The 25871-nt window shown below is 43.6% G+C and carries 18 protein-coding genes; 5 read left to right on the forward strand and 13 right to left on the reverse strand.

The features are described from left to right. Nucleotides 1–110 precede the first annotated feature (110 nt). The 8 genes from B7989_RS01270 to B7989_RS01305 all read right to left on the reverse strand — a co-directional run bounded on the left by B7989_RS01270 (nucleotide 111) and on the right by B7989_RS01305 (nucleotide 9174). A complete protein-coding gene (locus B7989_RS01270) occupies nucleotides 111–2705 on the reverse strand; it encodes a DEAD/DEAH box helicase family protein (protein ID WP_088626830.1) in 2595 nt (864 codons plus the stop codon). A 5-nt stretch (nucleotides 2706–2710) separates the two neighbouring features. Continuing rightward, a complete protein-coding gene (locus B7989_RS01275) occupies nucleotides 2711–4702 on the reverse strand; it encodes a site-specific DNA-methyltransferase (protein ID WP_088626831.1) in 1992 nt (663 codons plus the stop codon). Between the two features lie 294 nt (nucleotides 4703–4996). Beyond that, the gene (locus B7989_RS01280; RefSeq protein ID WP_088626832.1) at nucleotides 4997–5356 is read right to left on the reverse strand and encodes a hypothetical protein; all 360 of its coding nucleotides are present in this window, start codon (nucleotides 5354–5356) and stop codon (nucleotides 4997–4999) included. Next, a complete protein-coding gene (locus B7989_RS01285) occupies nucleotides 5356–5775 on the reverse strand; it encodes a hypothetical protein (protein WP_088626833.1) in 420 nt (139 codons plus the stop codon). Before B7989_RS01285 ends, B7989_RS01280 begins: the two co-directional genes overlap by 1 nt. Continuing rightward, on the reverse strand, nucleotides 5775–6449 hold the full coding sequence (locus tag B7989_RS01290) for a DUF4417 domain-containing protein (protein ID WP_088626834.1): 675 nt from the start codon (nucleotides 6447–6449) through the stop codon (nucleotides 5775–5777). Before B7989_RS01290 ends, B7989_RS01285 begins: the two co-directional genes overlap by 1 nt. A gap of 600 nt (nucleotides 6450–7049) precedes the next feature. Beyond that, entirely contained in the window at nucleotides 7050–7772 is a 723-nt protein-coding gene (locus tag B7989_RS01295; protein ID WP_088626835.1) for a metallophosphoesterase, read from the reverse strand. Continuing rightward, on the reverse strand, nucleotides 7772–8302 hold the full coding sequence (locus B7989_RS01300; RefSeq protein WP_088626836.1) for a type II toxin-antitoxin system death-on-curing family toxin: 531 nt from the start codon (nucleotides 8300–8302) through the stop codon (nucleotides 7772–7774). The genes B7989_RS01295 and B7989_RS01300 overlap by 1 nt, the downstream gene beginning before the upstream one ends. Before the next feature lie 83 nt (nucleotides 8303–8385). Further along, nucleotides 8386–9174 carry a hypothetical protein gene (locus B7989_RS01305; RefSeq protein WP_088626837.1) on the reverse strand — a complete coding sequence of 263 codons (789 nt, stop codon included), beginning with the start codon at nucleotides 9172–9174 and terminating at the stop codon, nucleotides 8386–8388. 232 nt (nucleotides 9175–9406) lie between these two features. On the opposite strand from B7989_RS01305, the gene B7989_RS01310 reads away from it, so the two are divergent. Next, complete coding sequence (locus B7989_RS01310) at nucleotides 9407–10420, forward strand: YafY family protein (RefSeq protein ID WP_088626838.1); 1014 nt, start codon at nucleotides 9407–9409, stop codon at nucleotides 10418–10420. A gap of 26 nt (nucleotides 10421–10446) precedes the next feature. On the opposite strand, the gene B7989_RS01315 is transcribed toward B7989_RS01310, so the two are convergent. Both B7989_RS01315 and B7989_RS01320 read right to left on the reverse strand, forming a co-directional pair. Beyond that, nucleotides 10447–11082 (reverse strand): hypothetical protein, encoded by a 636-nt coding sequence (locus B7989_RS01315; RefSeq protein ID WP_088626839.1) that lies wholly within the window; start codon nucleotides 11080–11082, stop codon nucleotides 10447–10449. 222 nt (nucleotides 11083–11304) lie between these two features. Next, nucleotides 11305–11937, reverse strand: a complete 633-nt coding sequence (locus B7989_RS01320; protein ID WP_233144199.1) for a hypothetical protein — start codon at nucleotides 11935–11937, stop codon at nucleotides 11305–11307. 134 nt (nucleotides 11938–12071) lie between these two features. On the opposite strand from B7989_RS01320, the gene B7989_RS01325 reads away from it, so the two are divergent. Beyond that, complete coding sequence (locus B7989_RS01325; RefSeq protein ID WP_088626840.1) at nucleotides 12072–12371, forward strand: hypothetical protein; 300 nt, start codon at nucleotides 12072–12074, stop codon at nucleotides 12369–12371. Between the two features lie 81 nt (nucleotides 12372–12452). On the opposite strand, the gene B7989_RS01330 is transcribed toward B7989_RS01325, so the two are convergent. Both B7989_RS01330 and B7989_RS01335 read right to left on the reverse strand, forming a co-directional pair. Further along, nucleotides 12453–15134, reverse strand: a complete 2682-nt coding sequence (locus B7989_RS01330) for an FISUMP domain-containing protein (protein ID WP_088626841.1) — start codon at nucleotides 15132–15134, stop codon at nucleotides 12453–12455. Nucleotides 15135–15327: 193 nt separating this feature from the next. Beyond that, nucleotides 15328–15504, reverse strand: a complete 177-nt coding sequence (locus B7989_RS01335) for a rubredoxin (protein ID WP_088626842.1) — start codon at nucleotides 15502–15504, stop codon at nucleotides 15328–15330. Nucleotides 15505–15622: 118 nt separating this feature from the next. Between B7989_RS01335 and B7989_RS01340 the strand changes: the two genes are divergently transcribed. The 3 genes from B7989_RS01340 to B7989_RS01350 are packed head-to-tail and all read left to right on the forward strand — an operon-like array spanning nucleotide 15623 to nucleotide 24628. Then, nucleotides 15623–19147: an exodeoxyribonuclease V subunit gamma gene (locus tag B7989_RS01340; protein ID WP_088626843.1), complete on the forward strand. Its 3525-nt coding sequence runs from the start codon at nucleotides 15623–15625 to the stop codon at nucleotides 19145–19147. Beyond that, on the forward strand, nucleotides 19131–22691 hold the full coding sequence (locus B7989_RS01345; protein WP_088626844.1) for a UvrD-helicase domain-containing protein: 3561 nt from the start codon (nucleotides 19131–19133) through the stop codon (nucleotides 22689–22691). Before B7989_RS01340 ends, B7989_RS01345 begins: the two co-directional genes overlap by 17 nt. Next, nucleotides 22688–24628, forward strand: a complete 1941-nt coding sequence (locus tag B7989_RS01350; protein ID WP_088626845.1) for an ATP-dependent RecD-like DNA helicase — start codon at nucleotides 22688–22690, stop codon at nucleotides 24626–24628. The genes B7989_RS01345 and B7989_RS01350 overlap by 4 nt, the downstream gene beginning before the upstream one ends. Nucleotides 24629–24679: 51 nt before the next feature. Here the strand turns inward: B7989_RS01350 and B7989_RS01355 are convergent, their stop codons facing one another. Beyond that, nucleotides 24680–25861, reverse strand: coding sequence for a hypothetical protein (locus B7989_RS01355; RefSeq protein WP_088626846.1), 1182 nt, complete (start codon nucleotides 25859–25861; stop codon nucleotides 24680–24682). Between the last annotated feature and the right edge of the window lie 10 nt (nucleotides 25862–25871).

The raw sequence follows: 25871 nt of genomic DNA on the forward strand, positions 1-25871 counted from the left end.
TTTATAAATTGGCAGGGGAAAGCCTTCCCCTCGCTCGCACTGCATTGCTCGCTACCCCTTCTAGCGGGCGCTCAGTCGCCGCGCCCGCAACGCCCTAGGCTTGCCTTTACTTATTGTGCCAAAGCCTGAAATTCTTTATCAAATACAGGCATTCTATTCTCAAGATTAAAGAAATGGAAGCCCCAAATTCTATAATCATTGTCATCGACAAACATTTTTACGGGAACAGCTTCGTCGATTAGTTGCAGCATGAATTTTTCTTTCCAAGCATCACTCTCAAGAAGTTGTGTTCCTTTGGGTTCAATGAAAATTTGAATCTGTTCAAATCCATCCGTTTTATCTTTTTGAAGAAATAAAACATAATCAGGCTCAAATCTTTCGCCATCATCAAACGAATAAATATGAAATTCTCGTTCGTTTCTAACCAAATAGACTTTACTATAAGTTTTTCTTAAATCGTCGACATATCCTTTAAAATATGCGACAAAGGCTTTTTCTTCTGATGTTCCGAAATTGTCTGTGTAGGCAAACCAATCCTCATTAGACAAATCTATTTTCCATTCCTTTTTCACCGAAGAATCGTTTTGAGAAACTCCAACACCACCGTCATGAGGTTTTGTGTAATTGACCGTTTTGTTTCGGAATACATCACGAACATTTTTTGCCTTAAACTCTTTTGTTCCGCTATATCTCTCCTGAATATCAGAAATTGAGTTGGCAATTTTACCAAGAACATAGAAAACAGCCGAATAAAGCGTTTCTACAGCAGGTTCATCTTCTTTACACTGAATGTCTATTCGAACTTTTCCAAGATATTCGTTGTCAGTAATGAATTGTCTTGTAGATGTTAGATTAGGAAAATATGAGTGCAATGTTTTGAATTTTAAAATAGGGAATTTCATCAACGCTTTGTTGACTATGGCGTAGTTGATGTTTGCAATATCCTTAATAGTTGTATGAGTTGTTTTTAATTCAACCGCCGTTTCGGATTGGGCCGATTCTGTCATAACAGCATCAATGCCGGACATCCCAGAAGATACTCGGAAATGGTAAATGTCATCACGAACTTTTGGCGATAAGCTATGAACATCATTTCGGTCTTTTACAATCTTCTCGTTCAAAAAAATCAAACCATGCGTATACAAATCATCTGTCTTGAAACTCTCTTTAAGAACATATTCTTGCTGAATAATCTCATCGGAATTTAAGCCAATTTCACGAAGAGCGTTTTTCAATTCAGAAACATATCTATGATCATTTTGACAATGGTAATAAAGTGTTTCGCAAATACGTAATTCATTAGTTATGTCTTCATCATACTTTCGCTGAAATTTAGGCTGTTCTTCATCTACTCGGAACGGGCAATACCTTGCGCCGCGTCCAATCAATTGAGCTTCTGCAGTCGTTGCTTCCGATACTTTGTTTTTGCCAGACTGTCTAGTTTCATAAAGTCGGACAATATCAAAAAGATTCAAGACGTCCCAACCTTCATCTAGTTTCTTCACCTCAAAGATAGCACGATACGGATTGTCTGCATCTTCAAGGGTATTTAGCAGGATTTGCTTCTGGGTAGCGTCCTTATCGTCATTTACTGAAACGCAGTGTTCTTCAGAAAAATCGTCTCGTATTTCCGCAGCAAGGGCGTCAAACGATATACCATTGCTTGTAAAAAAGCTAAAAGCCTTTTGCATTGCCTCGTTATTACATTCTATAGAAAGTTTTTGTAATTGCGATCCGGACAAATTCTTTACAGCATTAAGAAAAACCTCCATAAATTCTTTACTGTCTGCGATTTTTGCAGCCTTAAAAAGAACTATGGGCTTGATAGCAAGTCTATTTTTCTGGAAAATTTTCAAGCGGTATTGGCTAAGGACAAGAGCTTGTAAAGCTCTGTTTATACGAGATAAATCTGAGCGAAGGGTGAGAATGTCCTTGGAATATTTGTCATTGTAGAATTTTGAAAGCGTATAATCGAAGACGATTTTGTTTTCATAGGATGCTTGAATCGACTTGTTGGCAAGATCGCATGTTGCCGTAAATTCAAGTAAGATATTGTCAGTATTTCTTCCAAAAATATTTTTTACTGTTTGTTCCCAGGTCCGAAAATCATCTTCCTCGTCTTTCTTTTTCTTAGATTTTGTTTCAACATTCAAATGATGTGCTTCGTCTGAAATTAGAACAACTTTCTGATTGTCAAAATCATCAAAGGTCATCCCATTTTCTTTCGGGAACCACATATCCATATGCAAGCCCTGTGTTGTCGCAAAACGGATATTGATTGAGTCAGGTTCTGCATATTGAAAATTTTCTACTTGGTTGATGCGAATTCGCTCGCCATCAATAACGATTTCGTCGGCAAACAAATATTTGGAGGCAATCGGATTACAGAAATTTTCTTTTGTCTTTTCAACAATGTTTGACAAGTTGACGAAAAAAAGGAAATTGCGATACCCTTGTTTATAGAGATATAGCATTAACCCTGCCATAATCAAGGTTTTTCCACTTCCTGTTGCCATGTGGAATAAAACTTGCAAAGGATTTGGGCGTTTTTCGCTTTCATAATATGTTATAAAATTTTCAAAAGCCTCTTTTTGATAAGGTCGTAATTCAAATTTCGAATTTAGGTTGCGAGGTATGTAATCTGGAAGCGAAACACTATGGCCTTGATCTCGTAAAAAGTCTATGTTCTCGTATAAAAATGCCATTGTTGCTATTCTCCATAGAAACTTCTCGTGAAAGCCTTATCCTCTTCGGGAATGGCAAATTCTGTATCATCAATATCGCAATAGTTTACATACAGAAGGTTTTTGTCAAGAATTTCCATAAGGAAGGTTTTTTGATCATCAAGAGAAAGGTCTGAAAAATCTTCGGCTGCCGAAGCGATTTCTTTCGGATTTACTTTATGGCTAATAAATCCCGACTGAATCATTTTATTGTAGATGATTGAAAGCGAGGCTTTATCTGTTGCAGCTTCAATTTCTTCAACGATGGCTTGATTTTGTTTGGCGAGTTCACAATAGACAAATGAACCTCCTCCTTGCCATCCATAATTGATGGAAACACCTCTCGTATCACCAATAATGGTATTGTACAATCTCTGACAGGTAATGTCCTTAATATAATCCATCTGTTCGCAAAGAATGAATTTTCGATTCATTTTCATTGCGACAGCTCCTGTTGTTCCTGAGCCGGCAAAGAAATCTATGACGGTATCGCCTTCATTTGTACACAGTTCTAATATTCGGGAAATTAATTTTTCAGGTTTTTTCCCTTTCTTTAATACAACTCCACCTTCATTATGAATGTCATTTGGAAGGACATCATCCCAAATATCAGAAATCGGCTGACTAAATGTCATTTTCCCATCAATATTTGCTAGACGGTCAGAAAGGAACAGTATTAATTTGCCTCCTTTTACGTAGTAAGGTTTTTCCTCATTCCCTCGATCAAGGTACATTACATGGTCCGGATTCTGAAGAGAAATGTTTTTCAGTTCTCTTGCCTGTTGGCTAATATTGTCATCATCAAGTGTTGCTAATTGACAAATACGTTCGGAATGTGCTAATACAAATGCCTCTAAGGCTTCATTAAAGCCTTCTTTTCCATAGTACGATTTTAACTTTGATTTTTGAACGCCAGTCTCTTTCGCAAACTCTTCTAGAACAGTAGAAAATTCCCAATTCTCATACCCTTCATCAAAATGAAGAATGTAATTTCCGTAACGAGAATCATATTCTCTAGCACACAAAACCCGATTTGGCTTCCACAAAGTAGATTTTTTGCTGTAAATCACAACATACTCAACTAAATTTACTACACCTGGGTTTATCACTTTTGCCCCAGTGACAGAACCTCGTTTTACAGTGATTATATTTTTTCGGTTTTCTTTACCAAACACCTCATCAAGCAATACCAGTAAATAACCTATCTCGTAATTATCGACGGAGATAGCGATTGTTCCTTCCGGTTTTAAAAGAGTATGAGCTATTTCAAGTCGATTTTTCATAAAGCATAACCAAGTGCTGTGATTGAATCGATCGTTGTAGCCGAAACTGTCATTACCAGTATTGTATGGAACATCTATATACACACACTTGATTTCTCCTTCAAATCGCTTTTTTATTGACGCTATTGAAAGAAGATTGTTTCCTTTAATGACAAGATTATCTGCATTTGTGTACTCAATCCCGCATTCTTCTTTTATCGCTTTATTTTCGAGGCTATATCTCCTTGCGTTAACAAGAACCTTTGGATAAAGAAGTCTGTCAATTTCATCAGGAGCCAATGTTTCGTTATAGAAAATTTCATCTCTTTTTTGATCTTCTTTTGTCTGACCACCTTCTAGAACGCAGTCCTTGTACGGAAATACGAGCTCCACATTCTCTGATGATGAGATCAGATCTCCATTTCCATCAGTGAGACCAATTTTATTTTTGAAACGAGTGTAACTGTTCGGCAAGAACTGACGATTGTTGATAATCCACGCGAAAAGCGCTTTGTCAAAAACCTTGACACCAGCGACATCCGTGAAAAAGCGGGAACAAGTATCTTTGTTTGACAAAAGAAGTTTAATGAGATTTTCGTCCATCTTCATTGCCGCTTCATAAACAGCATTACGGAGAATCATGCCGCTTTCAGACAAAAAACGTTTGTCTGTTCTCAAAACCGAGAGTAGTGTCTCATAAAAATTCGTTTTACTCATCGCATGTTACCTCAGGCTAGAGATGCATTTCTTTTTTAACCTAAGACAACAAAAAAGGCGTGGAGTCGTAGGCTTATCTAGTCTGCGGGCTACCACACCCTTCTACACAATAAGCACAAACGACCCACGCCCCAGATGGGACGTGAGCGTTCGTCTTATCCTCGTGTAGATTGAAAGTGGTAGTTTCAGACTAGAGAATAAGAGACGAATCTCAAAATTTCCGGTCGCTCCGCACCGTTCGGTACGGGGCTATGTCACGGAAAATGATAGTAAAAAAAACAAAGAATAAGGCGATTAGAACCAGAAATAGATTGGTTTGCCCATTTCCTTCGCCTTGCGTAACGCTTGCATCAGTTTTTCAAACGCTGCTTTCTCCAGTTCTCCGGTTTTCTTGTTCCGAAAATTTTCGGCGATGGCGATAGCCGCGTCGACCTTGCCTGCAGGAAGCTCTTCGTTTTCGTAACGGTCGATAAGCGTTTCCAATTTCTCGTTGAATGCGCTATAGATGTCCCATAAGGTCTCGTTTTCCTTTTTGAACATTTTGAACTGCACAAAATGGTGCAACTGGCGGTGTTCCGGATCAGTATTTATATATATGGTCCAGTCATCATTCAAGTCGTGAATTGGGATAAAGATTTCGTCGTAGCGTTCCATTACATTTCGCTCCTGTATTTAATCCTGAAATGAGTTAATGCTTCACGCTCGGCTTTGGACCGACCATGCTGTTTGCCATTCGCGTCAATATAATTTCGCACATCTTTACCATGTATGTCAAGATACAAATTATATGGAACACTTTTATCCTGCAATCGCAGATAACCTCCACCGATATCGGCTACTACAGAAATTTTCGTCTTTTCGTTATCCCACTCGACCTTGTTGCCATGAACCTCCGCATGGGCACTGGGCGCAAATTGATCAATGACATTGTTGATGTTAACCGAGGTCCATTCTTCAGAATGGGCTATATTCCTTTTCTTGCCTTGCATGATTTTTTCCATTAATTCGGCGTCATGTTTAGCGATTTCCTTCTGGGTATCAACCGATGAAGAGTATACATCTTTTGAGTCCATTATATTTCCCTCCTTTGGGCAGATTGTGCATAGCTCCGAGTTCGATAATCTGTAACGACGTTATAGTCAACGCCTTGTTTCACCATCATTCGTTCGCATTCTTCTCTAAGTGGGCCATAGATTGTTAAATGCGAAGGTCTTGTAATCAAAAGTTTGGTCTTGAAGATGAATTCGTGTAGAGGCGTCATTCTTTTTGAGCATCCCAGCGTTCCCACAACATAGGGAATATTCTTCGGATAGGATTCCAGTGCAAATACAGTCTGCAAATCCCCTATTCTGAAATTGGGAATTATCTTTTGGCCCGACAAAGCGACAAATGCTGTAGCAAGCTGGGAAAGCCATATGTTGAACTTTTGCCGTTGGAAAGACCATCTTATTCTAGGACTTAAGTCAAATCCACCGAAGCCTTTAAATTTTCCATATAATTTAATTTCGTCAAGAATGCAGCGAAGCCTTCTTTTTATCAAAACATCATCAGCGAACGAGCACAGCAAGCACTCGTTTGGATTCTTACAACAGCGAATCCTTTGGATTGGTTCGATGAGTGTAGGAGGTTCTTCAAGAATAACCTCCCTGGGAAATACGGGAAAACCGTATCGGTTAAATGGCCATTTTGCCATTTTTAGTTTTGAGCGTAGCAAAATTGCCAACTCGTATAGATTTTTTATTTTCATAAATAATCCTTTTAGGCCAGATTTTCCACTTCCACAATAGGCCTATAATTGTGAATAGGGAGTCGGCCCTTATTCAGCAACTTGCCACGAACATTTTCAATGAATAAAAAAGGCGTGGAGTCGAACAGCTTATCATCGCTGCGGGCTACCACACCCTTACCAATCAATAAGCACAAAACGACCCACGCCCCAAATTTGGACGTAAGCATTCGTCTTATTCTTGATTGGTTTGAAAGTGGTAGTTTCAGCGATAAGAATAAGAGACGTATCTCAAAATTTCCGGTCGCTCCGCACCATTCGGTACGGGGCTATGTCAATGGGAAATATATCATTTTTTCCCGAGAAAAGGAGGTTCCCCGCCTGCGCGGGGAAGGCAAAAGGGGTGTTTTTTTTGGTATGAAAATTATGGTGTTCCGTCTTTTAGGTTCTAGGTAAGGATGGCGGGCTTGCGGTTGACGGCGTGCGCAAACATTACAGACGCTAAATAAAAAACACCGGTAACCTTCCTGCAATCCGGCATCACCAGCCGGCGAGTGTTTTCCGATGCTTTGATATTAATATACATTTTTTTTAGCAAAAGTGAAGTCCCTTTGAAAAAACTTAAACGACTTTCACTATTTCAGCAATGTCAAGCCCTTGGTATGCTGTTTTACCAAGGAACCCTTCGTAATGGTGGTGATAATGACCGTAAAACCAAAGTGGTGGTTTGATGGCTTTTAAAACATAATCAAGATAGCGGCGGGATTCAACAACCTGTTGCCAAGTGCTTTCGCCCACATGTTTATCTCTTTCGAGCATGGGGGCAAAAGATAACGGAGCCTCATGCGACACGATGATATCGGCAGATTCCGGGAGGCCTTCTGTGATTTGCACGAGTGCTTCGTTTTGCCACCAAACACGCTTTGACGAGCCGTGTTTGATAAGCGATTCGTTTATTGTTCGGCGGGATTTTCGTGTGAGTGGGTCAATTAAATCGATATCCGTAGAAACGGCGCCACCGATGGGGTAAATGCGTTTGCCGCAAAGTTCAATCATTTTGTGATCGGGCAAAAAATGTAGGCGCTCGTAATCGTGCTGGCCGTCGAAAAACGCCGGGTCATCGTGATTTCCCCGAATGGTGTATAGGCAATTATCATTCGCTTCAAGTGCCGAGCGAATCTCGCGATACCGCACATCCATTGAATTCGGGCGGCCGAAACCGGCCCCGAAATCACCGACAACGAGAATATCTGCGCACCGGATTTTTAGCCGATGCAAAGCGTCGTGAACCAGGCGTTTTATTTCGCCATGAATGTCGCCACAAATGTACAGATGTCGGTCCATTACATCCCCAGCAGATTTGTGGCGAGTCTCACCATGGTTTCGCGTTCTTCGGGCTTGCTTTCGGCGATAAGCAGTGTGAGCGCCACCAGCGTTCCGTCAGCGATGTTCTTGGAACCGTCTGCTTTATAAAGCAGGCCGTTTCGCGATAAAAACCAAAGAAAAACGAAAGCCGCAATGCGCTTGTTGCCGTCGACAAAGGAATGGTTCTTGACTACCAAATAAAGGAGCATGGCCGCCTTGATTTCTGCGGTAGGGTAAAGTTCCTTGCCGCCGAAAGTCTGGTAGATTTGCCCTAGCGAGCTCTTGAACGAGGCGTCCTTTTCTGTGCCGAAGATATCGCTGTCGTTGAACATTTCCTTGAGAACGGCGATTGCTTCCATCGCCTCTTCGTAAGTAATGCGTTCGCCCGCATTCACGGCAGTGCTCTTGGGGTAAGCGAGTTGTTCGTGGTCATAACGATCAAGCGTTTCTAACGCCGGCCTAAAATCTGCGATAACCGTCTGCAAAGCCAATGTCTCTTGTGTATTCATTTTATGCCCCATTTCAAATTAATGTATCATGTAAATATAACTGCGACATGCGACAAATGTTGCCGCACGCGCTAGAAGACGTTTTAGCTGCCATTTTTAGCTGACTCCCCAAATTCCTTCAGCGTCAGCTCGTTAATCATCGTTTCGAGGTCGCATTTTTCCCCGTCGCCGTGGAAATCGGCACCTGGTTTGGGGTCCGCATACCCCCCTTTGGCGACCTTCTTTTCGTATTCCACCTCGGCAAGCGTCCACTTGGCGATAATGTCCTTCGCGACCCTCTCAATGTCTTCGCAAAGCTTGCCCTGCAAAAACCAGTAATACTTGCCAAAACTGCGGTTGGCGACATGGGGCTCGCTCTTGCATATGGGGCAGTATGCGGTTGCCTGGGAACCGCCCGAAAGCGGAGACCCGGCAAAGCTACGGATGACTGCCGTGCCCCCGCACTTGCAATTCACCTTGAACTGGTCGGTGTCCCAGACGCGGAGGAGGGTCGCCAGCTTGAGATTGATGGTAACGAAAGTGCCTGCAAAGCTGAACCACTTTGCTGTACTCAGGGGGCCGACATAGAGCCCGCCGCCCTTGATTGCGTAATGTACATCCATGTTGGCGTAACGCGGGGTCGCAAGGATTTCGTCCTTGTGGCGCAAAATCAGGTCCAGCTTGTCGTAAAACAGCTTCTTTTTGCGCTCAAACCTTTTTTCTTGGAGTTTGCGCAGTTCCTCCTGTTCGCGGTTTTCTTGTTCCATTTCGTCGCTAATCAGCTTCAGGCCGGCAGCCTGTCGCTTGCACATAGAGGCGAAAGATTCGCGCTTGTTGTTCGGTTCCTGCAGGAACGGCGGGAAGGGTTTTGTATCGTCAATATGGATAGCCATAATGTGTCTCCTTGTTTGTTGTTGCTTGCCTATATATCGTTTTATTATGCATAAATGTAAATACATGCATAAATCTATTTAGAATATACAAAAATAGGCTGACAAAAAGTGTCAATCTGCCATTTTGCATTTTTCAACCTTGCGACGATATATGTCGTATAGAAGCATTATTATTGTCCATGAACGCTTAAAAAGGAGGTTTTTTATATATATTAAGTGATAGAGGTTATTTATGGCAGATATGACTCGTGGCGAACGTACGGTGCAGCTTTTTGCGCAGGTAATTTCGAATCCGACAAAAAAAAACAGCGTCGGCGACTTGATGGAATTGCTCAATATACCAGAAAGCGAACGACGCAATGTGCAGCGCGATATGCGCTTTTTGTCGGAGATGGATGCCGGGCGATATGTCCAGCAAGAAAGCGTCGGCCGTACTTTTTATTATAGGTCCGCTCTGCATAATGCCGACAGGCTTTTGTTCCCGAATTTCGAGAACACTATGCTGCATTTCGTATTCCTGCGCCGTATTGCAAACATTTATCCGGCTACGAGCGAAATTATTACGCAGCTGTTGGAGCGAATTGAAAACAGTCTCCCGCCCAAAGAGAAAAAGTCTATTCAACAGCTTGGTTCAGAACTGAACAGCAAGATTCTCTTTATGGGCACGCCGCCTGATTTTGATGAAGATTCCAGCGAAAAAATCCGCGTGATTTTGCAGGCCATTCACGATAACCGTAAAATCGAAGTGGAATACATGACGGAATCGTCTTGCAAAAAGTCCAAGCGCATTCCGCTGATGGTAATCATTTACCAGAATGATCTTTATGTAGTCTGCCAGTCAATACAGCATGAGGGCGACACCTACACGCTCAAATTCCGCAGAATCAAGAGTGTCAAGCTCTTGAAAGAAACCTACGTGAGCGAGCCCCAAATCCTTGATAAGTTGCGCAGGCAGGTCATGTCGGGCGCCGCCTTCTTAAGCGGCCAGGAGCCCAAACTCCAGGACATCGAAATTGAATTCGAAAGCCATGCAAAGCTCTTCTTGCAAGAAAACCCCTTCAACCGATCCATGCAAATCGGCAAAACCAAAGACGGAAAAATTACCGTCAAGATGAAAGCCGAATGCAACAGGATCCTTTTTAACTGGGTAGTCTCTTTTGCAGATGCCGCCCGCGTTATAAAGCCCGCTGGCCTCAAGACCATGCTGAGCGAATATGCCGATTATTTGAAAGAAATTTACGGGTAAGGGATTCTTTTCTCATATGGTACTTCCTATGCGGCTAAGGCGAGTCGGATTTCTTCGGCAAGATGGTTGCTGGAATCATCTTGAACGGCTTTTCTGATGGCTTTGAGCTGGTTGTAGATTGTGGCGCGGGTGCAGCCTGTCGCTTCGGCGACGGCTACGATTTCGCCCTTGTCCGTAGCCATGCAAGCCTCATGGTATTCCTTCAGGCATTTTTGAAGAGCCGGCTTTCCTTTGAGACGGTTCGTGATCTTCTTGAGAATCGCTCGATGGCCAATCTCTTTGTCGAAATCGGCCGCGTAGGCAGATTCCTTGATGTCGTCTACGCCGACAGCTTCGAAATGGGAACGCTGGGAGTTCCTGCGCTTTTCGCTTAAGGTGTGCCAGATGACATGCTGGATCATGTAACCTAGGAAATCGTCATTGCGAGTCGGGTCAAATTTTAAGATCTGACTGCGGAAAAGCAGAAAGATTTCGCCCATGATGGCGCGACGGCGTTCAGCAGAGGAAAGCCCGCGATACGAGAAATCGGACTGGCGGAAGCTTGCCTGGGAAACGGCAGCCGACAGGATTGCATCGCCATAGCAACTCCAAAGTTGGTCAATTGCTGTTTTTTTGCCGCTTTGGGCGAGACGGATAAGGAGTTCCGTATTAGTCATGGGCATAAGCTTCCTCATGAAATGAAAATTTGAGACGCGTGGAAACGTCCGGATAGGGACATCCGGGGAAAAGGGGACTTTTCACAAAAAAAGGCTAAAAATTAATGTGTTTTGTTAGAATAAGCCCCATTTTGCCGGGGGAGCAACAAAAAATGACCAAAAACTCTCATTCATCAGCGCCTCTAAATATAAATAAAAGTGGATGTCATAATATGACATTTTGAAACTTTATCGCCATACTATATTGTGGTTGTAAGAATTTTTTCGAAGTTGAATGTGCAAATGCTCGTTCAAATTCCCAATATCTTCATGAAGGACAAGGAATCGGTCATCCAATTCGTCGCGAATCATTTTGACCAGTTCTTTGCGATTTGCGAGATTCCCCATATCTTTAATACGGAAATCGATGGCCGCCCCGGTATAGTGCGCCGACTTTGCTGCATGCCCCTCATAGTCGTTTGCGCTAGTGATGAGTGGCTTAAAGTTGTCATTTTCGGCAATGTTGCAGTACGCCTGCACGACAACGGCAATGGCCGAATCAATTTCTGGACGTATGGGATCGAGGTTTACGCCCCATTTTTGCCTGGTCAGCGAGATAATCTTCTCGTGGAACTCTTGTTGGGCCGGATTGCGTGTTTTAAAGACCTGGCTTTCAATTTGCTCAATACTATTATGATAGACTGTCGTGGTCTCATTTTCACTGCCATCGGTACAGAAAAACAGCCCGAAAAGGCAAATTGCCCCTACGAAAAGAGCAACAGGCAACAATACTAAAGCGACCTTGATAACCAGCACCAAAAGTGCAATGGCAATCGCAATGACGGCCAAGCCGACGACAAGCATACCAATCATCTCAAACATATTGCATCCTCGTATAGGTTGTATCGCTAGGAGGTGCAAGAAATGTCAAGGGAGAAATAAGTTTTTTAGGGGTTTTTGACAAAAAAGCCTTGGCCTTGCGATAATGAGTATGGATTAACCAAGGAGTCGTCCAAATGAATCGTAACCACAGTGAAAATCTGTTCTTCCCATTGCTTGCCGCAACTGTCGCGCTGTTCCTTTCGAGCTGCAGTTCCGAATGTACCGACTGCATCGAGGCCGTCAAGTACCTGGATATGCCACAGGATGACGGATCGCTCAATTGCCTGTACTTCGGGGACTTTGAAAAATTCGTCTATAGCGCCTCACGCGGGGCTGAGTGCCCGGACACGCTGCTAATCAAGAAAGAATCCCTGCAATATAAGGGCATTGCAGGGCTAATAATGATTGACGAGGGCTTTGTTGTGCGAAAATAGGCGGAAAAACGGTGCTTTTGGTGAAAAAAGCTCGTTCGGGAGTTGTCCCGAACGAGCTTTGCTTTAAATAAATTGTTTAAACTAAATTTTTATGCAGCGGACAGAAAAACACCTTTCTGAATTAGAACGTCTCTCGATAATCGCAATGTTTTCCGTGATATGCATATATGGATACGAATCTCTATCATACTCATCTTTTTCTGAATCTAAAGTCCAAAAAAACGCACCACCACCACAATACATTTGATAATGCTTGTCGTAATAACCTTCAGGAAGAGCTCCAAATCCGTTTTCAATTTCTTCCGTCACGTACGGGGATAAGCCTCCAATCCATTCTTTAATTCTCTTTAAGGAATCTGCATTTCCTTTTGTTTCTGCAAGTAATTCTTCAAAATCTCTTTTGTGAGGAATCCTCCAACCCTCAGGAGCAACGCCCATTAATGCCGCTCTACTGTAGAAAAGTCCCTTGTCCGAGATATGGGTTTGCAATAGTGGATCATCGTTTCTATATCTATAAGCTCCATCTGTTTCGAATCGAAGATTTTCTGCCATCCAAACCTGATTTCCTATTTTTATCGTTTGATAGCGAGTTCCATCTCTTTTATCAACTAAAAATCCCAAATTTGATTTATATGCAGGTTCTTTTGGCTTTTCGTTATAAAACTGATTACGGTCTTGAACCGCTAAGTTGGCTATTGGATTGTTGGCGCAAAGAATATAATCACTTAGATATTTCTCCTCCCAAGAATCATCATTTCCGCGGCTTTCCTCATATTCGTTCATTCCCCTTTCTAAACTATCTGGATCACTATCTGATTCAATTTCAGAAATGGATGAATTTTCAGCTGCGTCGTAAACACGCGAATCATGCAGGGCTGGCGGACACGGAGACTCGTCTTCTTCCGCCTTTTCTATTTTAGGTTCATCATCTTTAGGCGTATTCTCTTTAGGTGTGGTAGGTTCGTTGTCTTCGTCCTTATGAAGTATTTTTTCTAGTTCTTTTTTAAGAATGACTTTGCGTTTCTCAAAGAATTCACCAAAATTTGTCAGGTCCAAATCGGTGTCGGGAATTAGATGATCAATTTTGTAACTTTCGCCTTGTCTAGATACATATTCTTTTAATGAAAGGTCGCTTTTAACCTTGTTTTCAGTAGAATTCAACATAGATAAATTTGGCATTGTATTGCACAAACGTTTCCATTTTTCCCATGTGTCATAGTGTATATTGTCTGGAGCCATCCCAGAAAAACGAACACGGGCATGAAGATGGTCAACATCAAAAGTAACTTCAGGATTAAATGCAATTTCATTATCTAAGCGCTCCGAACTGATTAACTGAAGGGCCCTTTCACAAACCGTATCGCCTTTTTGCAAATTAAGAATATTTTCTATTTTCTCTTCGGTTACCCTTAAATCAGGATTGCTATCCAATATTTGCATCGTCAACCTAGGGTAGCCGTTATAACGCGACTTATTCATTTCGTTTTTTAATTTAGCCAATTTATTCGTAGTCGCATTGCTATAGTATTTGAATAGAATTGCTCGGCTTATATAGGCTTCGACCGCATCTTTACACAATAGGTAATCGCTGGAATATGCAAAGTCATCACCGTTCTTTTCAGGAAGAATATGGTTGTAGACAAGGTAAACTATAGGGATCAATATGTTCCAGCGGTTTCGAAAGTCCTCTATATGAAGACGCCTTATTGAATATACAAATTCTTGCGTTTTTAAGAGAGCGCTCTTTATTTTCTCCCAATTAATGTGCATTTGATATACCAAATCACGGTGGATATTGGCATTAACATCTTTTTCATAAAGAATTACTGATAATCGTATAAAAAAATCTAATGGGAAATCCTTGTATTCTTTAAATTTCTCTTGATGAAGTTTTCCTTTACGTTTTTTGTAGTCAAATACTTGACACAAAGATTCGTGAGGTTTCTTCCAAAATGCACCAATAATAGCTTCTCCAATTTCGCTTTTCGTTAGTTTTGTTCCGCCATTGTTGAACCTCACAAACATGTCCAAAGCGTCGTTTTCTGTGCCAGTAATTTGTTGATATTGGATAATCTTTTTATCGTATATTTTTTCGCACAACTTTGCCAAGATTTTTCTTGCGTATTCACGACTTGCTTCAGGGACACTTTTTAGAACTTTGTCAATTTCGTCATTCCTTGTTTCCTGAGAATAGAACTTAGTGCTTATGATTCTTTTTATATTGAACAATGTGGGAGATTGATAACATTCTTCATAAAAACCAATATCAAACTTTGTTTGGACGTCGTCATCAGCGTTTTGCTCTTTCACGGCGCCTTTGTCCAATTGGATACATAAATCTACTGGTTCCCCAGCAAATTTTGTTTTTCTTCCTTTTATCAGATTGACTTGTCCAAAAAGGGTTATATATAGTGAGGTCAATCGTTGCTGCCCATCGAGTACGGCGCTATCCAATTTTTCATTTTCTGACCATTTAATTTCTTCTCCATCGTTATCGTGTTCCGATACATTTTTATTGCTACGAAATAATGCGTTCTTTATAAATTGGAAAAAAACGGTATCTTTAGCGATATTCTCTTGTCCTTGTTCAATTTTCCAAAATAAAAATGTCGATATAGGATAGTCCGACAATATCGAATCCCACAAACACGAAACCTGATCTACCGACCAAACATAACTTCTTTGAAATGCAGGAATAACAAAGCCGTTGCATTGTATTTTTTTCATAGCTTCATAGATAGATGTCTCGCCATGAATAATCATGTAAATCTCCTTTCTTGTTTGACAAACAGGTCTGTTTTTTTCCGTTATGAGCCCGCTTTCAAGATTATGTGTTTAAAATATAGTTCCGAGGTAGAGCTCTTGTCAAAGAAAGTGTACTTGCGATGGATGTTATGCCTGTTAGTAAATTCTTTTGCGAATTAAAGATCTATACCGATTTCTGAAGTCGCTGCGCTCAGTCCACATTCTCGAAATCTTCTTTTTCTGCTCCGCAGTGGGGGCAAATCCAATCATCGGGTAAGTCCTGGAACGGTGTTCCTGGCAGGGCGTCTTCGCCGGCTTCAGGATCCCCGTATTCGGGGTCGTAAATGTAGTTGCAGATGTCGCATTGGTATCTGTCGTATTCGTTCATGGTGAATCTCCTTGATGTATTCCTAGATTTATCGCCTTTGAAGGCGATATTTGTCAATTTTTTTATAAAATTTTTAAAGATTGTTGACAAATAGAATTGTAATTGCGATATTCATAGTATGAAACTACACCTGAAGTTTGCCCTGAATTTGGAAAATCTTGCTGATGAAATGATCGACGAGATTTTGAAGCATTGGCGTGATCCGTTTAATGCTCCTATTGTCATTTTCCCGGACCCCAAATTGGAACAGTGGTTCCGTTTGCGTTGGGTGCAAAAGAAGGGCGTGCTTGCGAATCTGAACAAGAGTACGATTGACCGGTTCCTTGTTGATATTCTGGTTGGGAAAAATCCCAAATTCAAGAAGCTTTCGTCTGACATGCTCGCCAACGTTATTATTGCATACCTGCAGCAAAAAACAGACGGAACGTTTAATTACGAACTTTTGGGTGAAAGCGTCAAGGCATATCTCGAAAACGATGGCGTCGTTGACGAAAACAGACTGTTTGATTTTGCGAATGTGATGGCGGGCCTTTTCCTGGAGTACGAAACCAGTCGCCCGAGCGGTTTTCTTTCGGATTCAGAAACGGGCAAAAGTGTGAAGGGAATTCTGGATTGTTGGAAACAAGGTGCGCTGAAAGATTTCTTTATTACGCGCGATGGTACGCCAGCTGCAAATGAAGAATGGCAACGCAAACTTTATTCGGCTTTATTCCATGCAGGCGATAATGAGAAATCGCTGTTGACACAGGTGTTTGAAAAGTCTGCCGCAAAGAGCGGCGAAAACATTACTTATTTGACACTTCCGTATTTGTACGAGGCCTGCAAGGCTGAATTCAATTACGACAGCGATCTTCCGGTCTTTATTTTTGGCCTTTCGGGCATGGGGCAGTTTTACCGTGTGATTCTGCAGAAGTTTGCAGAAAAACATGATGTTTACGCTTACATTCAAAACCCCTGTATGGCGTTCTGGGAAGATTGTAGTGGCGTGCGTAAACCGCCCGAAAGCATGAAATTGACTGTTCCGAGGCTTTCGACAGATCCTGATGACGAAAGCGAACTGATTGATGAGAATGAAAACGAATTGCTGCGTTATTGGGGCAAGGCTGGTCGCGATAATATCAAACTTTGGAGTATCGCTACCGATTACAACTTCATGACGGCAGAAGATTCCATTATCGATCGGAATAAAGAAATGCCTTGCGACACGTTGCTGCATCAAGTGCAACAGATGGTGGCTCAGCGCAAGAATGTGTTCTGCGACGGCTCGAACATCCTTAAAAAGGTCCCGTTTGAAAAAGATGAATCATTTGGCGTAACGACGGCGCCTTCAAAAATGCGCGAAGTGGAAGCGCTTCATTCCCGCATTTGCAAGCTGCTTTCTGAAAAAGATGCGCAAGGGAACCCGAAGGCGACAATTGCCGATATTCTTGTGGTGTCCCCGAATATTGATGACTACCGCACGGCGATTTTCCAGGTTTTTGACCAGACTCGCGATGGATTCCACATTCCGTTTAATATTGTGGATTCTGCTGCTAGCGATTCGCTTACGGCAAATGCACTTTCGATTCTATTCTCTATCCGCGAAAAGGGAACGCTTTCGAGGCCCGACTTCTTTGCACTCGTTCGCAATCCTGTGGTTCAAAATGTCCGTGGTATTTTGGCCGACGAGGTTTCCGATTGGGAATCTTGGACCAGCAATATGAACGTGTACCGCGACCGTTATGTCGAAGATAACGGCGAAACTCGCCGCGAAGAATCTTGGATTACGGCCACTAGGCGTTTGTTGCTTTCCCGCTTCAGCTACGGCGGCGTTGAAACTGATTCGGGCGACATTCATCCGTATAGCGATATCAGTAGTGCCGACGACAATTCGTTATATCGCTTTGTTGATGCGATTGACGTACTTGAAAACTGGATGGCGCTTGGAACCGATGGCGTCGCCGAAGACGACCTTTCGGCTGTTTACCAGTTCTTGGATTCTTGGCTTTGTATGGGTGACCCTCCCAAGGAACTGGTGGGCGAAAGCATTATTTATCAGTCGGTCACATCGGCTCGCGAAAATCTGGAATACCAGTACCTAGCCGGTAACGCTACGATTTCGTTCAAGTGCATTTCGCAGACGTTGATGTATGCTGCCCGCGGCTCGGAATACAGTTGCGGGAACCTGTTCATTAACGGGCTTACTTTCATGAAGTTTGCACCGAACCGTATTGTTCCGACCAAGTATCTATTCTTTATTGGGGCCGATGCAGCGAACTTCCCGGGTGTGCGGAATACGAATACCCTTGATTTGCGCAAGTCGTGCCGCCCCTGGCCCGGCGACGATTCTGTCGTCAGCAGAAACCGCTACGCATTCCTTTGCCAGCTGATGAGCACTTCGGAAGGATTCTTCATTAGCTATGTGAACAAGGATTTGCGAAAAGATGAAGATTTTTATCCGTCGTCTGTTGTGAACGATGTTCGAGGATTCTTGAAAAATGCTGCCAAGGCTGCCGGCGTAACGGATGCAGAAGTTCTCAAGAACATGTGGCCCGATGATAGCGTTCCGCTAGATGAGACGCGTCCGTGGGAAATGCTATTTACCCAGCGCGAAATTCGCAATAAAAAGGCTCAGCTTGAATTCGGGAATGACTGCGACGTGACCAGTTTTACGCCCGCAGCAGATAATATTGAACCTAGGCGTCTCCCAGAACAGGTGAGCGACTACCAGTTCAAAAAATTCCTGAGTGATCCGTTTGAATTCCGCGTTGACGAAATGATGCATATTGAAGACGAAAAGGAAGACCCGGAAAAGACGGAATATGAGCCGATTTCTATTGACAAGTTGCAGAACGCCATTTTACAGCGCATGCTTACGGCGCAAAAACTGGGTGTTTTTGAAAATGATTATTTGACAACGGAAAAGGATATCCTCTCTTATGCGCTTTCTAAGGGATTGCTGCCTAAGGGCGCCTTTAGTGCAAGTAATTGGGCAAGTGTGTGCAATTCTGCCGAAGTGTTTGCTCGTTCTATTGAAAAATTTTACGACAAGAAAAAGTTCCAGTATGGTAGACGCGCGGTAGAACTTCAGATGAATGGATGGATTCTGATGGGGCAAATTCCTTTATTTGTTCGTGATGAACATACCGTTCACTTGATTTCAATGGCGTCGTCAACCCATCAGCGTCATTTTTTGAAGCCTTATATTCATGCGCTTGCGCTCATCTGCGAGGCTGGACAGAAGAATGAGCCTATTCCTGATGTGACCATTGAATGCTTCTCTTTGACGGAGTGGCGGGCAAAACGAATTTTGAAAACGCCTGAACAGGCCGCAGAATTGCTGGATAATCTCTACCAGAAGATGTTCGCAGCGCAAGAAGGCGAAAATGGCAATCGCTATAGTAAGGTCATTCCGATTGATTTGATTGATAACGAGAAAATCCTGACTTATGACGATTATATCAATGCGTTTGAGGGCAAACGTACTCCCTGGGATTTATTTGCTGGTCGCAAGTTGTTTGATATTGAAAAAGTCTGTGGATTTACAGAAGAAAACTTTGAGACGCTTTGGTTCGAAGAAGTAACCGCCATTAAGAATATGGCTCCTGATTTGTGGAAAATCGAAGAAGATATGGTGGAGGGTATCAATGCTGAAGAACTTTGATATTAATGAGTTCCATCTTGGAAATAATCTGTATGTTGATGCTTCGGCTGGAACTGGTAAAACGTATACCATTCAACAGCTGGTGGCAAAACTTGTGCGTGGCGAAGGTAACCATGCCGGCATTCCGCTGTCTAAGATTTTGATTGTGACCTATACTGATAAGGCCACGGGTGAACTCCGGGATCGTATTCGCCAAAAGATGGAAGAATGCCTTGCCGAAGAAAACCTGGAATGCTACCGTGAAGCATTGCAAAATATTCATACAGCACCGATTTTCACCATTCATTCTTTTTGTCAGAAGGTTTTGCACGACTTCGCGTACGAGGCGGGGGCATCCTTTAATTTGGAAGTGGTTGCAGATGAAGATATCAAAAATTTGATTCAGCGCCTGATTCGCGACAAGTGGTCTTTTGAAACAGAGTTCATGGATTTGGTGAATTCTTCAAATTTCAATATGGACTTGTTTGTCAAGAATTTCGTGAATGCGACCAAGTATAAGTTGCTGAATCGCAAAACGAAATGTTATGTTCCCAATTTTGGCTCGCTAGATGCTGTTTTTGATTTTTGCCCTGAGGCCCGTGCCGCGTGGAATGTTCTGCTCAAGAATAAGGACAAGGTTCACCAAGAAAAGAAAACGACTAAGCCAAAGTGTATTTCTGCTCTTATTGAAACAATTCAAGCTTATGATGGCACGAAAGCTCTGTTTTCGGGGACTTCTTATGGCTCAAAATGGCAGAATATTTGGGATTCTGATGAGTTGAATGCTGCGATTGACACGATGATTAGGGTCAAAGACAAGCATCTAGAAAGGGTCTCTATTAAGGGGGATCAGAAGTTTATCTTTAACCATGTGGATGAGCTTGTAGAATTATGGCTAAAAGAAAAACGCCAGAAGAAGGCTCAATCCTTCAACGACATGATTAACGACGTCCACGATTCCATAATGAATGGTGATGGAAAACTGGTGCAGAAATTGCGCGAGAATTACCGTTATGCCATTATTGATGAATTCCAGGACACGAACCAATTGCAGTGGGATATTTTCAAGACAATCTTCTTGGATAGCGATGATAACAATATCGTTGTTGTGGGCGACCCTAAACAGTCGATTTTCTCGTTCCAAGGAGCCGATGTCGGCGTTTACCGCACGGCAATTGGTGAAATAAAAGAACTAAACGGAAGGCGCCTTTCAACGAATTATCGTTCAAGCGACGATATTATCAATGCTTGCAATGAACTATTTAAGAAAGATTTCCTTGAAGGCGATGAATTCTTGGAATCTGACGTACCGGGCGATAAACTAAAGAAAAGTGCACCCACTTTGAATGGTAACCCCACGCCACCGTTGTGGATTTCAAAAATCTACAACGAATTTGAATTTGCTGAATTTGCTGTGCGTAAAATTGTTGAATGTTGCTCGCCTGATCCCCAAAATAAAGATAAGACGGCTTTGCAGATTTTTGACAAGGACAAGAAAGAAATGCGAAATGTCCGTTTCTCGGATTTTGCCATTCTTTCTCGTACCCGAACTGAAATGACTGCTTTGGAAGATGCCATGGCGCAAGTGGGTGTTCCGTATGCCCGCTACAAAGACACGAACTTGTTCTATGGAAAAGAATGCTCCCATTGGATTTCATTTTTGAAAGCTCTTGATGCCCCTGATTTTTCTAGTTGGAATCGCAAGTTCTTGAATGAGGCTTTGATTACGGACTTTTTCAGGGTGCCCCTTGAACGTGTTGAAGACGAGTCGTTTATCTATCCGACTAGTCGCATTATGAAGTTATTCGTTGGCTGGCGTCAGCTCGTTGCGAAACGCCGTTGGGCGGAACTGCAAGAAAGTATTTATCAAGAAACGGAAATTGACAAGTATTTGAGTACCCCTGCCACATTGCAGCAATTGGCAAAAATCAAGCAAATTGGAACGTACATTTTTGACTACCTGTATAACAATCGCGTTTCCCTTGAAGAGGTTGTAAAGCACCTGCAGGGGTTGGCTAGTGCCTCCGAAGGTGTAGATGATACCGATGGAAACTTGGTCGCAAAGGGGAGTGATTTTGATGCTGTGAACCTCATGACGATTCACTCGTCCAAGGGTTTGGCTTTCCCGATAGCCATTATTACGGGTGGCCTTCGTGGCGATAATAATCAACCTGGCAACGATCCTTATGCATTTAGCCTTGATGGCGAAAAATGCATCGGTTTTGATAAGGATATCTCAAAGAAAACGAGTTTCGAGGAATGCCATGCGGAATGGCGTAGACTCATGTATGTGGCGTATACTCGCGCAGAATCGTTGATGATTGTTCCGCAGTATAGCATTTGGTATGATAAGGAAAAGACATCCATTAATCATGGCTTTCCATTTGCGTTCTTGGCGGTTGCAATTGCGCGCCTGTCTCAGACTGAATTCGCTCGATTGCAAGAAGACGAAAATTTGTCTTCCGGTTTGTGGGCATACAAAAAGACTGTCGCCCAAATCTTGCATAACGCAAAAGACGAAATGCCCGACAATAGCAAATTGCCGGATTTCGATTCCTTGCAGCGCAAGGTGAATAACGCTTGTATTTACCAGTATTCTTATTCAAGCTTGGCTTCTAAAAAGCGAGTGCTTGAAGCCCGCGAAGAATTCGTTGACAACGAAGAAATCTCTGTCGACGGCAACCGTGCTAACCGTGAAGACTTTATCGAAGCGAGCGGCGGAACTAATAGCATCATGATTGATGACGCTTCTGCATTGGTGCAGCCCTGCGTAAATTACGACAAGAATGCTCCGATTGCAAACGTCGCGAATTACCCGCGGGGTGCAAACTTGGGTGATGCCTTGCACAAGGTCTTTGAAAATCTGGATTTTGAAACCGTCGGAAATCTTCCCGACGAGAATGCTGCCTGCAACAACACCGAACTCCGCAACTTGATTGCCGAAACGTACCAAGGCAATTCTATCCATATTCAGGAACATCCTGAATGGAATGATTTGACGACGGGCTTTATTTGGAATACCATGAATGCGGAACTTCCGGAAATTCACGGAAGTGCGGTTACCGGGAAGACTTTCTGCCTTAAAGATTTGCCCGCAGCCACTCGTCGCGCCGAAATGGGCTTCCACATGGATAGCCGTAATTCAAAAGACGCCTCTTGGATGAACAGCCTTTGCAAGGGCTTTATTGACTTGATGTTTGTCCGCAAGGGTGACGACGGCGAAGATTATTATTCGATTCTGGACTGGAAATCCGACGTGATGGATGACCCGGATTACAGCGACAAGGATGCGCTTGCGCATAAAATCGAAGAGGAATATTCCATTCAGCGAGTGCTTTATAGCTATCTGTTGATTAAGTGGCTAAAACAGTTCTATGATGATCTTGATGAACAGCAGATTTTCGAAAAGCATTTCGGCGGCATTTACTATGCGCTTGCTCGCGGCACACGCGCCGGAACTTGCAACGGTATTTATTGCCAAACATGGAAGAGTTATAGTGATCTTGAAAAGAGCTACCGCAATGTTGCTGCCTTAATGAAGCGTAGCGCGAAGGAGTCGGCATGAATCTTGAAACCGCAAATGTCAATGGATCGGTAGTTGAATTTTATACCTTACTTCGCGAAATGCGTGGTATTTCTCTCGTTGCCGAGAAAATGCATAACTTACTTTGTGCTCTGCAGCAAAAACCGCAGTTGTCTTTTGATGCGCAAAAGTTGCTGTACATATACCTCTCGCTGCAAGAAGACGGCAACACGCGTATTCCGCTGAATGCTGAACTGCTCTATTCTAAATGGGAACAAAAGTGGAATGGCTTGGTGGTACAGCATCAAGAACCTTGCCCGAGTGCAGAGGTGTTTTTGCCGATTATCCGTAAAGGTGTCGAAGACCTTGCGGCGGGCAAGTACACGCAAATCATTGGCGAGGGGGCAACGCCTCTGCGTTTGCAGCAGACGCCTCAATGCGCCTACTTGATTTCGGCGAAGCATCTCGAAGACAAAAACCACATCGAAAGTATTTTTAAGTCCGGGTTCTTTAAAGAATCGCCGCTGGATAGCACCGCTATACCGCAGGCCAAGGAGTTTGTGCACGGCTTGTTGCGCGAAGGTTCGCCTATTCGCTTTGATGACCGCCAGGCCGAAGTCATCGCTCGCGGTGTATCGCAGAACTTGATTATTACGGGCGGGCCCGGCACCGGAAAGACAACGGTTATCGGATTCTTGCTCTGGAAACTTTTCGCAAGCGATGCAGACTATCTGAATTGGAATCTCTATATGGCGGCACCGAGTGGAAAAGCCGCCGACCGCCTTGCCGAAAGCATGGACGACACCCTGCGCGAAATTTCGGCGGCGGCCCGCGATAAAAATCCCCGCTTTGTAGAAAAGCTTGCCAAGGCCTCCAGCTACACGCTTCACAGACTCTTGAAGTATAGCGTTTCCAAGGGCGGATTTACTTTCAATTCTGGCAACCCGCTTCCCGAAAAGTCCATCTACATTATCGACGAAGCGAGTATGATTGACATCTCGCTATTTGCGGCATTCTTGCAGGCGCTTCCGCCCAGCGGAAACTTCAAGCTGTTTATTTTGGGCGACCCGAATCAGTTGCCCTCGGTAGACGCTGGCGCCGTGCTCGGTAACATTCTGGAATTTGACCGCAATTTCGTGGTCAAACTGATACGCTCTAACCGATTCAATGACGATTCTAAAATCGGCGTGCTGGCGGGTAAAATCCAGCGCGGCGAAGAAGTCGCATTTGAGGGAGTTTCCTTTGACGCTCATGCGCCCTATTGGGAGGCGACCGATAGCGTACACCAGTTGGATCTCGACCAAGGTCAAACCCTTTCGCGCAAAGAAGAACTCAACGCCGTCGAAAGTCTCGTTCGCAAGTGGACCAAGAAATTTTACGCTCCGCTGATGGACTTTGCAAGCGCTGTTGATCCGGCGATGCCTTCTGACAAGGTGACTCCCGAACAGCGGGCAATTCGCGAAAAACTTTGGAGTGTCGCAAATCAGGCTCGAATCCTTTCGGCAGAAAGGCGCGGCAATCGTGGCGTTGAAACCTTGAACCGTATGGTGGCCGAAGCCCTCGGACAGAATGCTTCATCGCGATTCGTCGGGCAAATCCTGATTTTCAATCGTAACCAGAACGAATTCAAGCTCTACAATGGCGATACGGGAATCGTGGTAAAATCGGAACTCCACGAACAGTATTTCTTGATGCTTAAAAAACAGTCGGAATACGTGTTCTATCCGCTTTCGTATTTTGCAGAAGATTGCTTGGAACCTTCCTTCGCTATCACCATTCACAAGTCCCAGGGCTCGGGCTATCCGAACATTATGATGTTCTTGCCCACGCGCAAGGGGCATCCGCTTTTGAATCGACAAATCCTATATACGGGAATCACTCGAACCAAAAAGCAGAGCCTTACCATCATCGCCACTCCCAAAACCTTCAAATCTGCCTGCGAGACGGTCATCGAGCGCGACACGGGTATCGAACTATAAAAAAACGCGGCAGTGATGCCGCGCTTGCTGTTTAAATCGAATTGTTTGAATCTAGTTCCCGTATCTACAGGCTGCAATCACTTTCGTTCCGTAAATGTCCCATACAGGGTCGGAGTAATTGTAGAATGGTTCTGCGCCGTTCTTATCAACGTCTTCTTTATTGAGGGGCGCAATTTTGATCTCGCAGGTGATTTCGCTGTACGTGTCGCTAACGATGGTCCCGTTTTCAAGGGCGCAATATTCGGTAAAGTTCCTTTTGACGAGGGCGAGTTCTTCGGCCGGCATTCGATTGAAATCATTATCGCTCCATTTCTTTGTGACGGTATTGCCGTTCAAGAAAACGGTATAGGAATGGGCTTTCTCGACTTCACCCAAGGAATCACTTATAAAGTTTTGGCAGCGAATGGATTCAGAGATGTTTGTGTACGTGTAGTACACGATTCCGTTGTCCAGGTGCACTCCGTTATTTCCGCATTCGTACGTGAACTCTGTTTCGACGCACTGATTGTCTACCTGGATGTCCTTGGAAAGCGGATTGCCGTGTAAGTAGCTGGCAAGTTTTTCTTCGTCTTCTGAAAGGAATTTCAGATCATCTTCTTCATCAATTATAACTGAGGGATCGCCGTCTGGGGATTCTCCGTCGTCTATCGGCTCTCCGCAGATATCTATAATCTGCTGGGCGTATTTTTTCCAATGGCCGTCAAAGTATTGCATGCCTCCCGGAGTAATTTCGGTCTTCATGGGGGCCGGCAATGTGCAAGAGAGGTCGTATCGACCTGGGAATAACGGCTCGTTTTCTACAGCAATGCCTCCGTCAAGGGTGCAGTCTTGCTTGAATGATTCTGGCGACAGGGTGTCGGGAATGTCATAGTACTTTGTGACGGCGGTATCGGAAACGGAAACAGAATAGACGAACCACATCTCCGTCGTTTCGCAGAAAACGGATTCGAAATTCGTCTTGTAGACGTGTTTCAGTTCGCCATTTTCGGTTTTGATTCCGGAAGGCAAGTCGTGAATGATGTCGATCACGGTGTCCAAGCATTCGGTGCATTCCGGATTTGGTTTCAATGTGTCGTTATCCAGCCATGTTTGAAAGGTGGAGTCGGCGTTTAGGGCATTGAAGGTGCTGGTCTGTTCGTCAGTGCCGGTGACTTTGGAATCGCTGCAGGCGGTAAACAGCGAGGCCGCAAATAGCATGCCCGCGGCGGCGAGTTTTGTGGTGAAGTATTTCATGGTTTCTCCT

Source organism: Fibrobacter sp. UWB5 (genome assembly GCF_002210295.1).
GTDB lineage: Bacteria > Fibrobacterota > Fibrobacteria > Fibrobacterales > Fibrobacteraceae > Fibrobacter.

Coding starts and splice junctions, on each gene's coding strand:
- B7989_RS01270 (WP_088626830.1), bottom strand. CDS start 2,705: ATGGCATTTTTATACGAGAACATAGACTTTTTACGAGATCAAGGCCAT.
- B7989_RS01275 (WP_088626831.1), bottom strand. CDS start 4,702: ATGAGTAAAACGAATTTTTATGAGACACTACTCTCGGTTTTGAGAACA.
- B7989_RS01280 (WP_088626832.1), bottom strand. CDS start 5,356: ATGGAACGCTACGACGAAATCTTTATCCCAATTCACGACTTGAATGAT.
- B7989_RS01285 (WP_088626833.1), bottom strand. CDS start 5,775: ATGGACTCAAAAGATGTATACTCTTCATCGGTTGATACCCAGAAGGAA.
- B7989_RS01290 (WP_088626834.1), bottom strand. CDS start 6,449: ATGAAAATAAAAAATCTATACGAGTTGGCAATTTTGCTACGCTCAAAA.
- B7989_RS01295 (WP_088626835.1), bottom strand. CDS start 7,772: ATGGACCGACATCTGTACATTTGTGGCGACATTCATGGCGAAATAAAA.
- B7989_RS01300 (WP_088626836.1), bottom strand. CDS start 8,302: ATGAATACACAAGAGACATTGGCTTTGCAGACGGTTATCGCAGATTTT.
- B7989_RS01305 (WP_088626837.1), bottom strand. CDS start 9,174: ATGGCTATCCATATTGACGATACAAAACCCTTCCCGCCGTTCCTGCAG.
- B7989_RS01310 (WP_088626838.1), top strand. CDS start 9,407: ATGGCAGATATGACTCGTGGCGAACGTACGGTGCAGCTTTTTGCGCAG.
- B7989_RS01315 (WP_088626839.1), bottom strand. CDS start 11,082: ATGCCCATGACTAATACGGAACTCCTTATCCGTCTCGCCCAAAGCGGC.
- B7989_RS01320 (WP_233144199.1), bottom strand. CDS start 11,937: ATGTTTGAGATGATTGGTATGCTTGTCGTCGGCTTGGCCGTCATTGCG.
- B7989_RS01325 (WP_088626840.1), top strand. CDS start 12,072: ATGAATCGTAACCACAGTGAAAATCTGTTCTTCCCATTGCTTGCCGCA.
- B7989_RS01330 (WP_088626841.1), bottom strand. CDS start 15,134: ATGATTATTCATGGCGAGACATCTATCTATGAAGCTATGAAAAAAATA.
- B7989_RS01335 (WP_088626842.1), bottom strand. CDS start 15,504: ATGAACGAATACGACAGATACCAATGCGACATCTGCAACTACATTTAC.
- B7989_RS01340 (WP_088626843.1), top strand. CDS start 15,623: ATGAAACTACACCTGAAGTTTGCCCTGAATTTGGAAAATCTTGCTGAT.
- B7989_RS01345 (WP_088626844.1), top strand. CDS start 19,131: ATGCTGAAGAACTTTGATATTAATGAGTTCCATCTTGGAAATAATCTG.
- B7989_RS01350 (WP_088626845.1), top strand. CDS start 22,688: ATGAATCTTGAAACCGCAAATGTCAATGGATCGGTAGTTGAATTTTAT.
- B7989_RS01355 (WP_088626846.1), bottom strand. CDS start 25,861: ATGAAATACTTCACCACAAAACTCGCCGCCGCGGGCATGCTATTTGCG.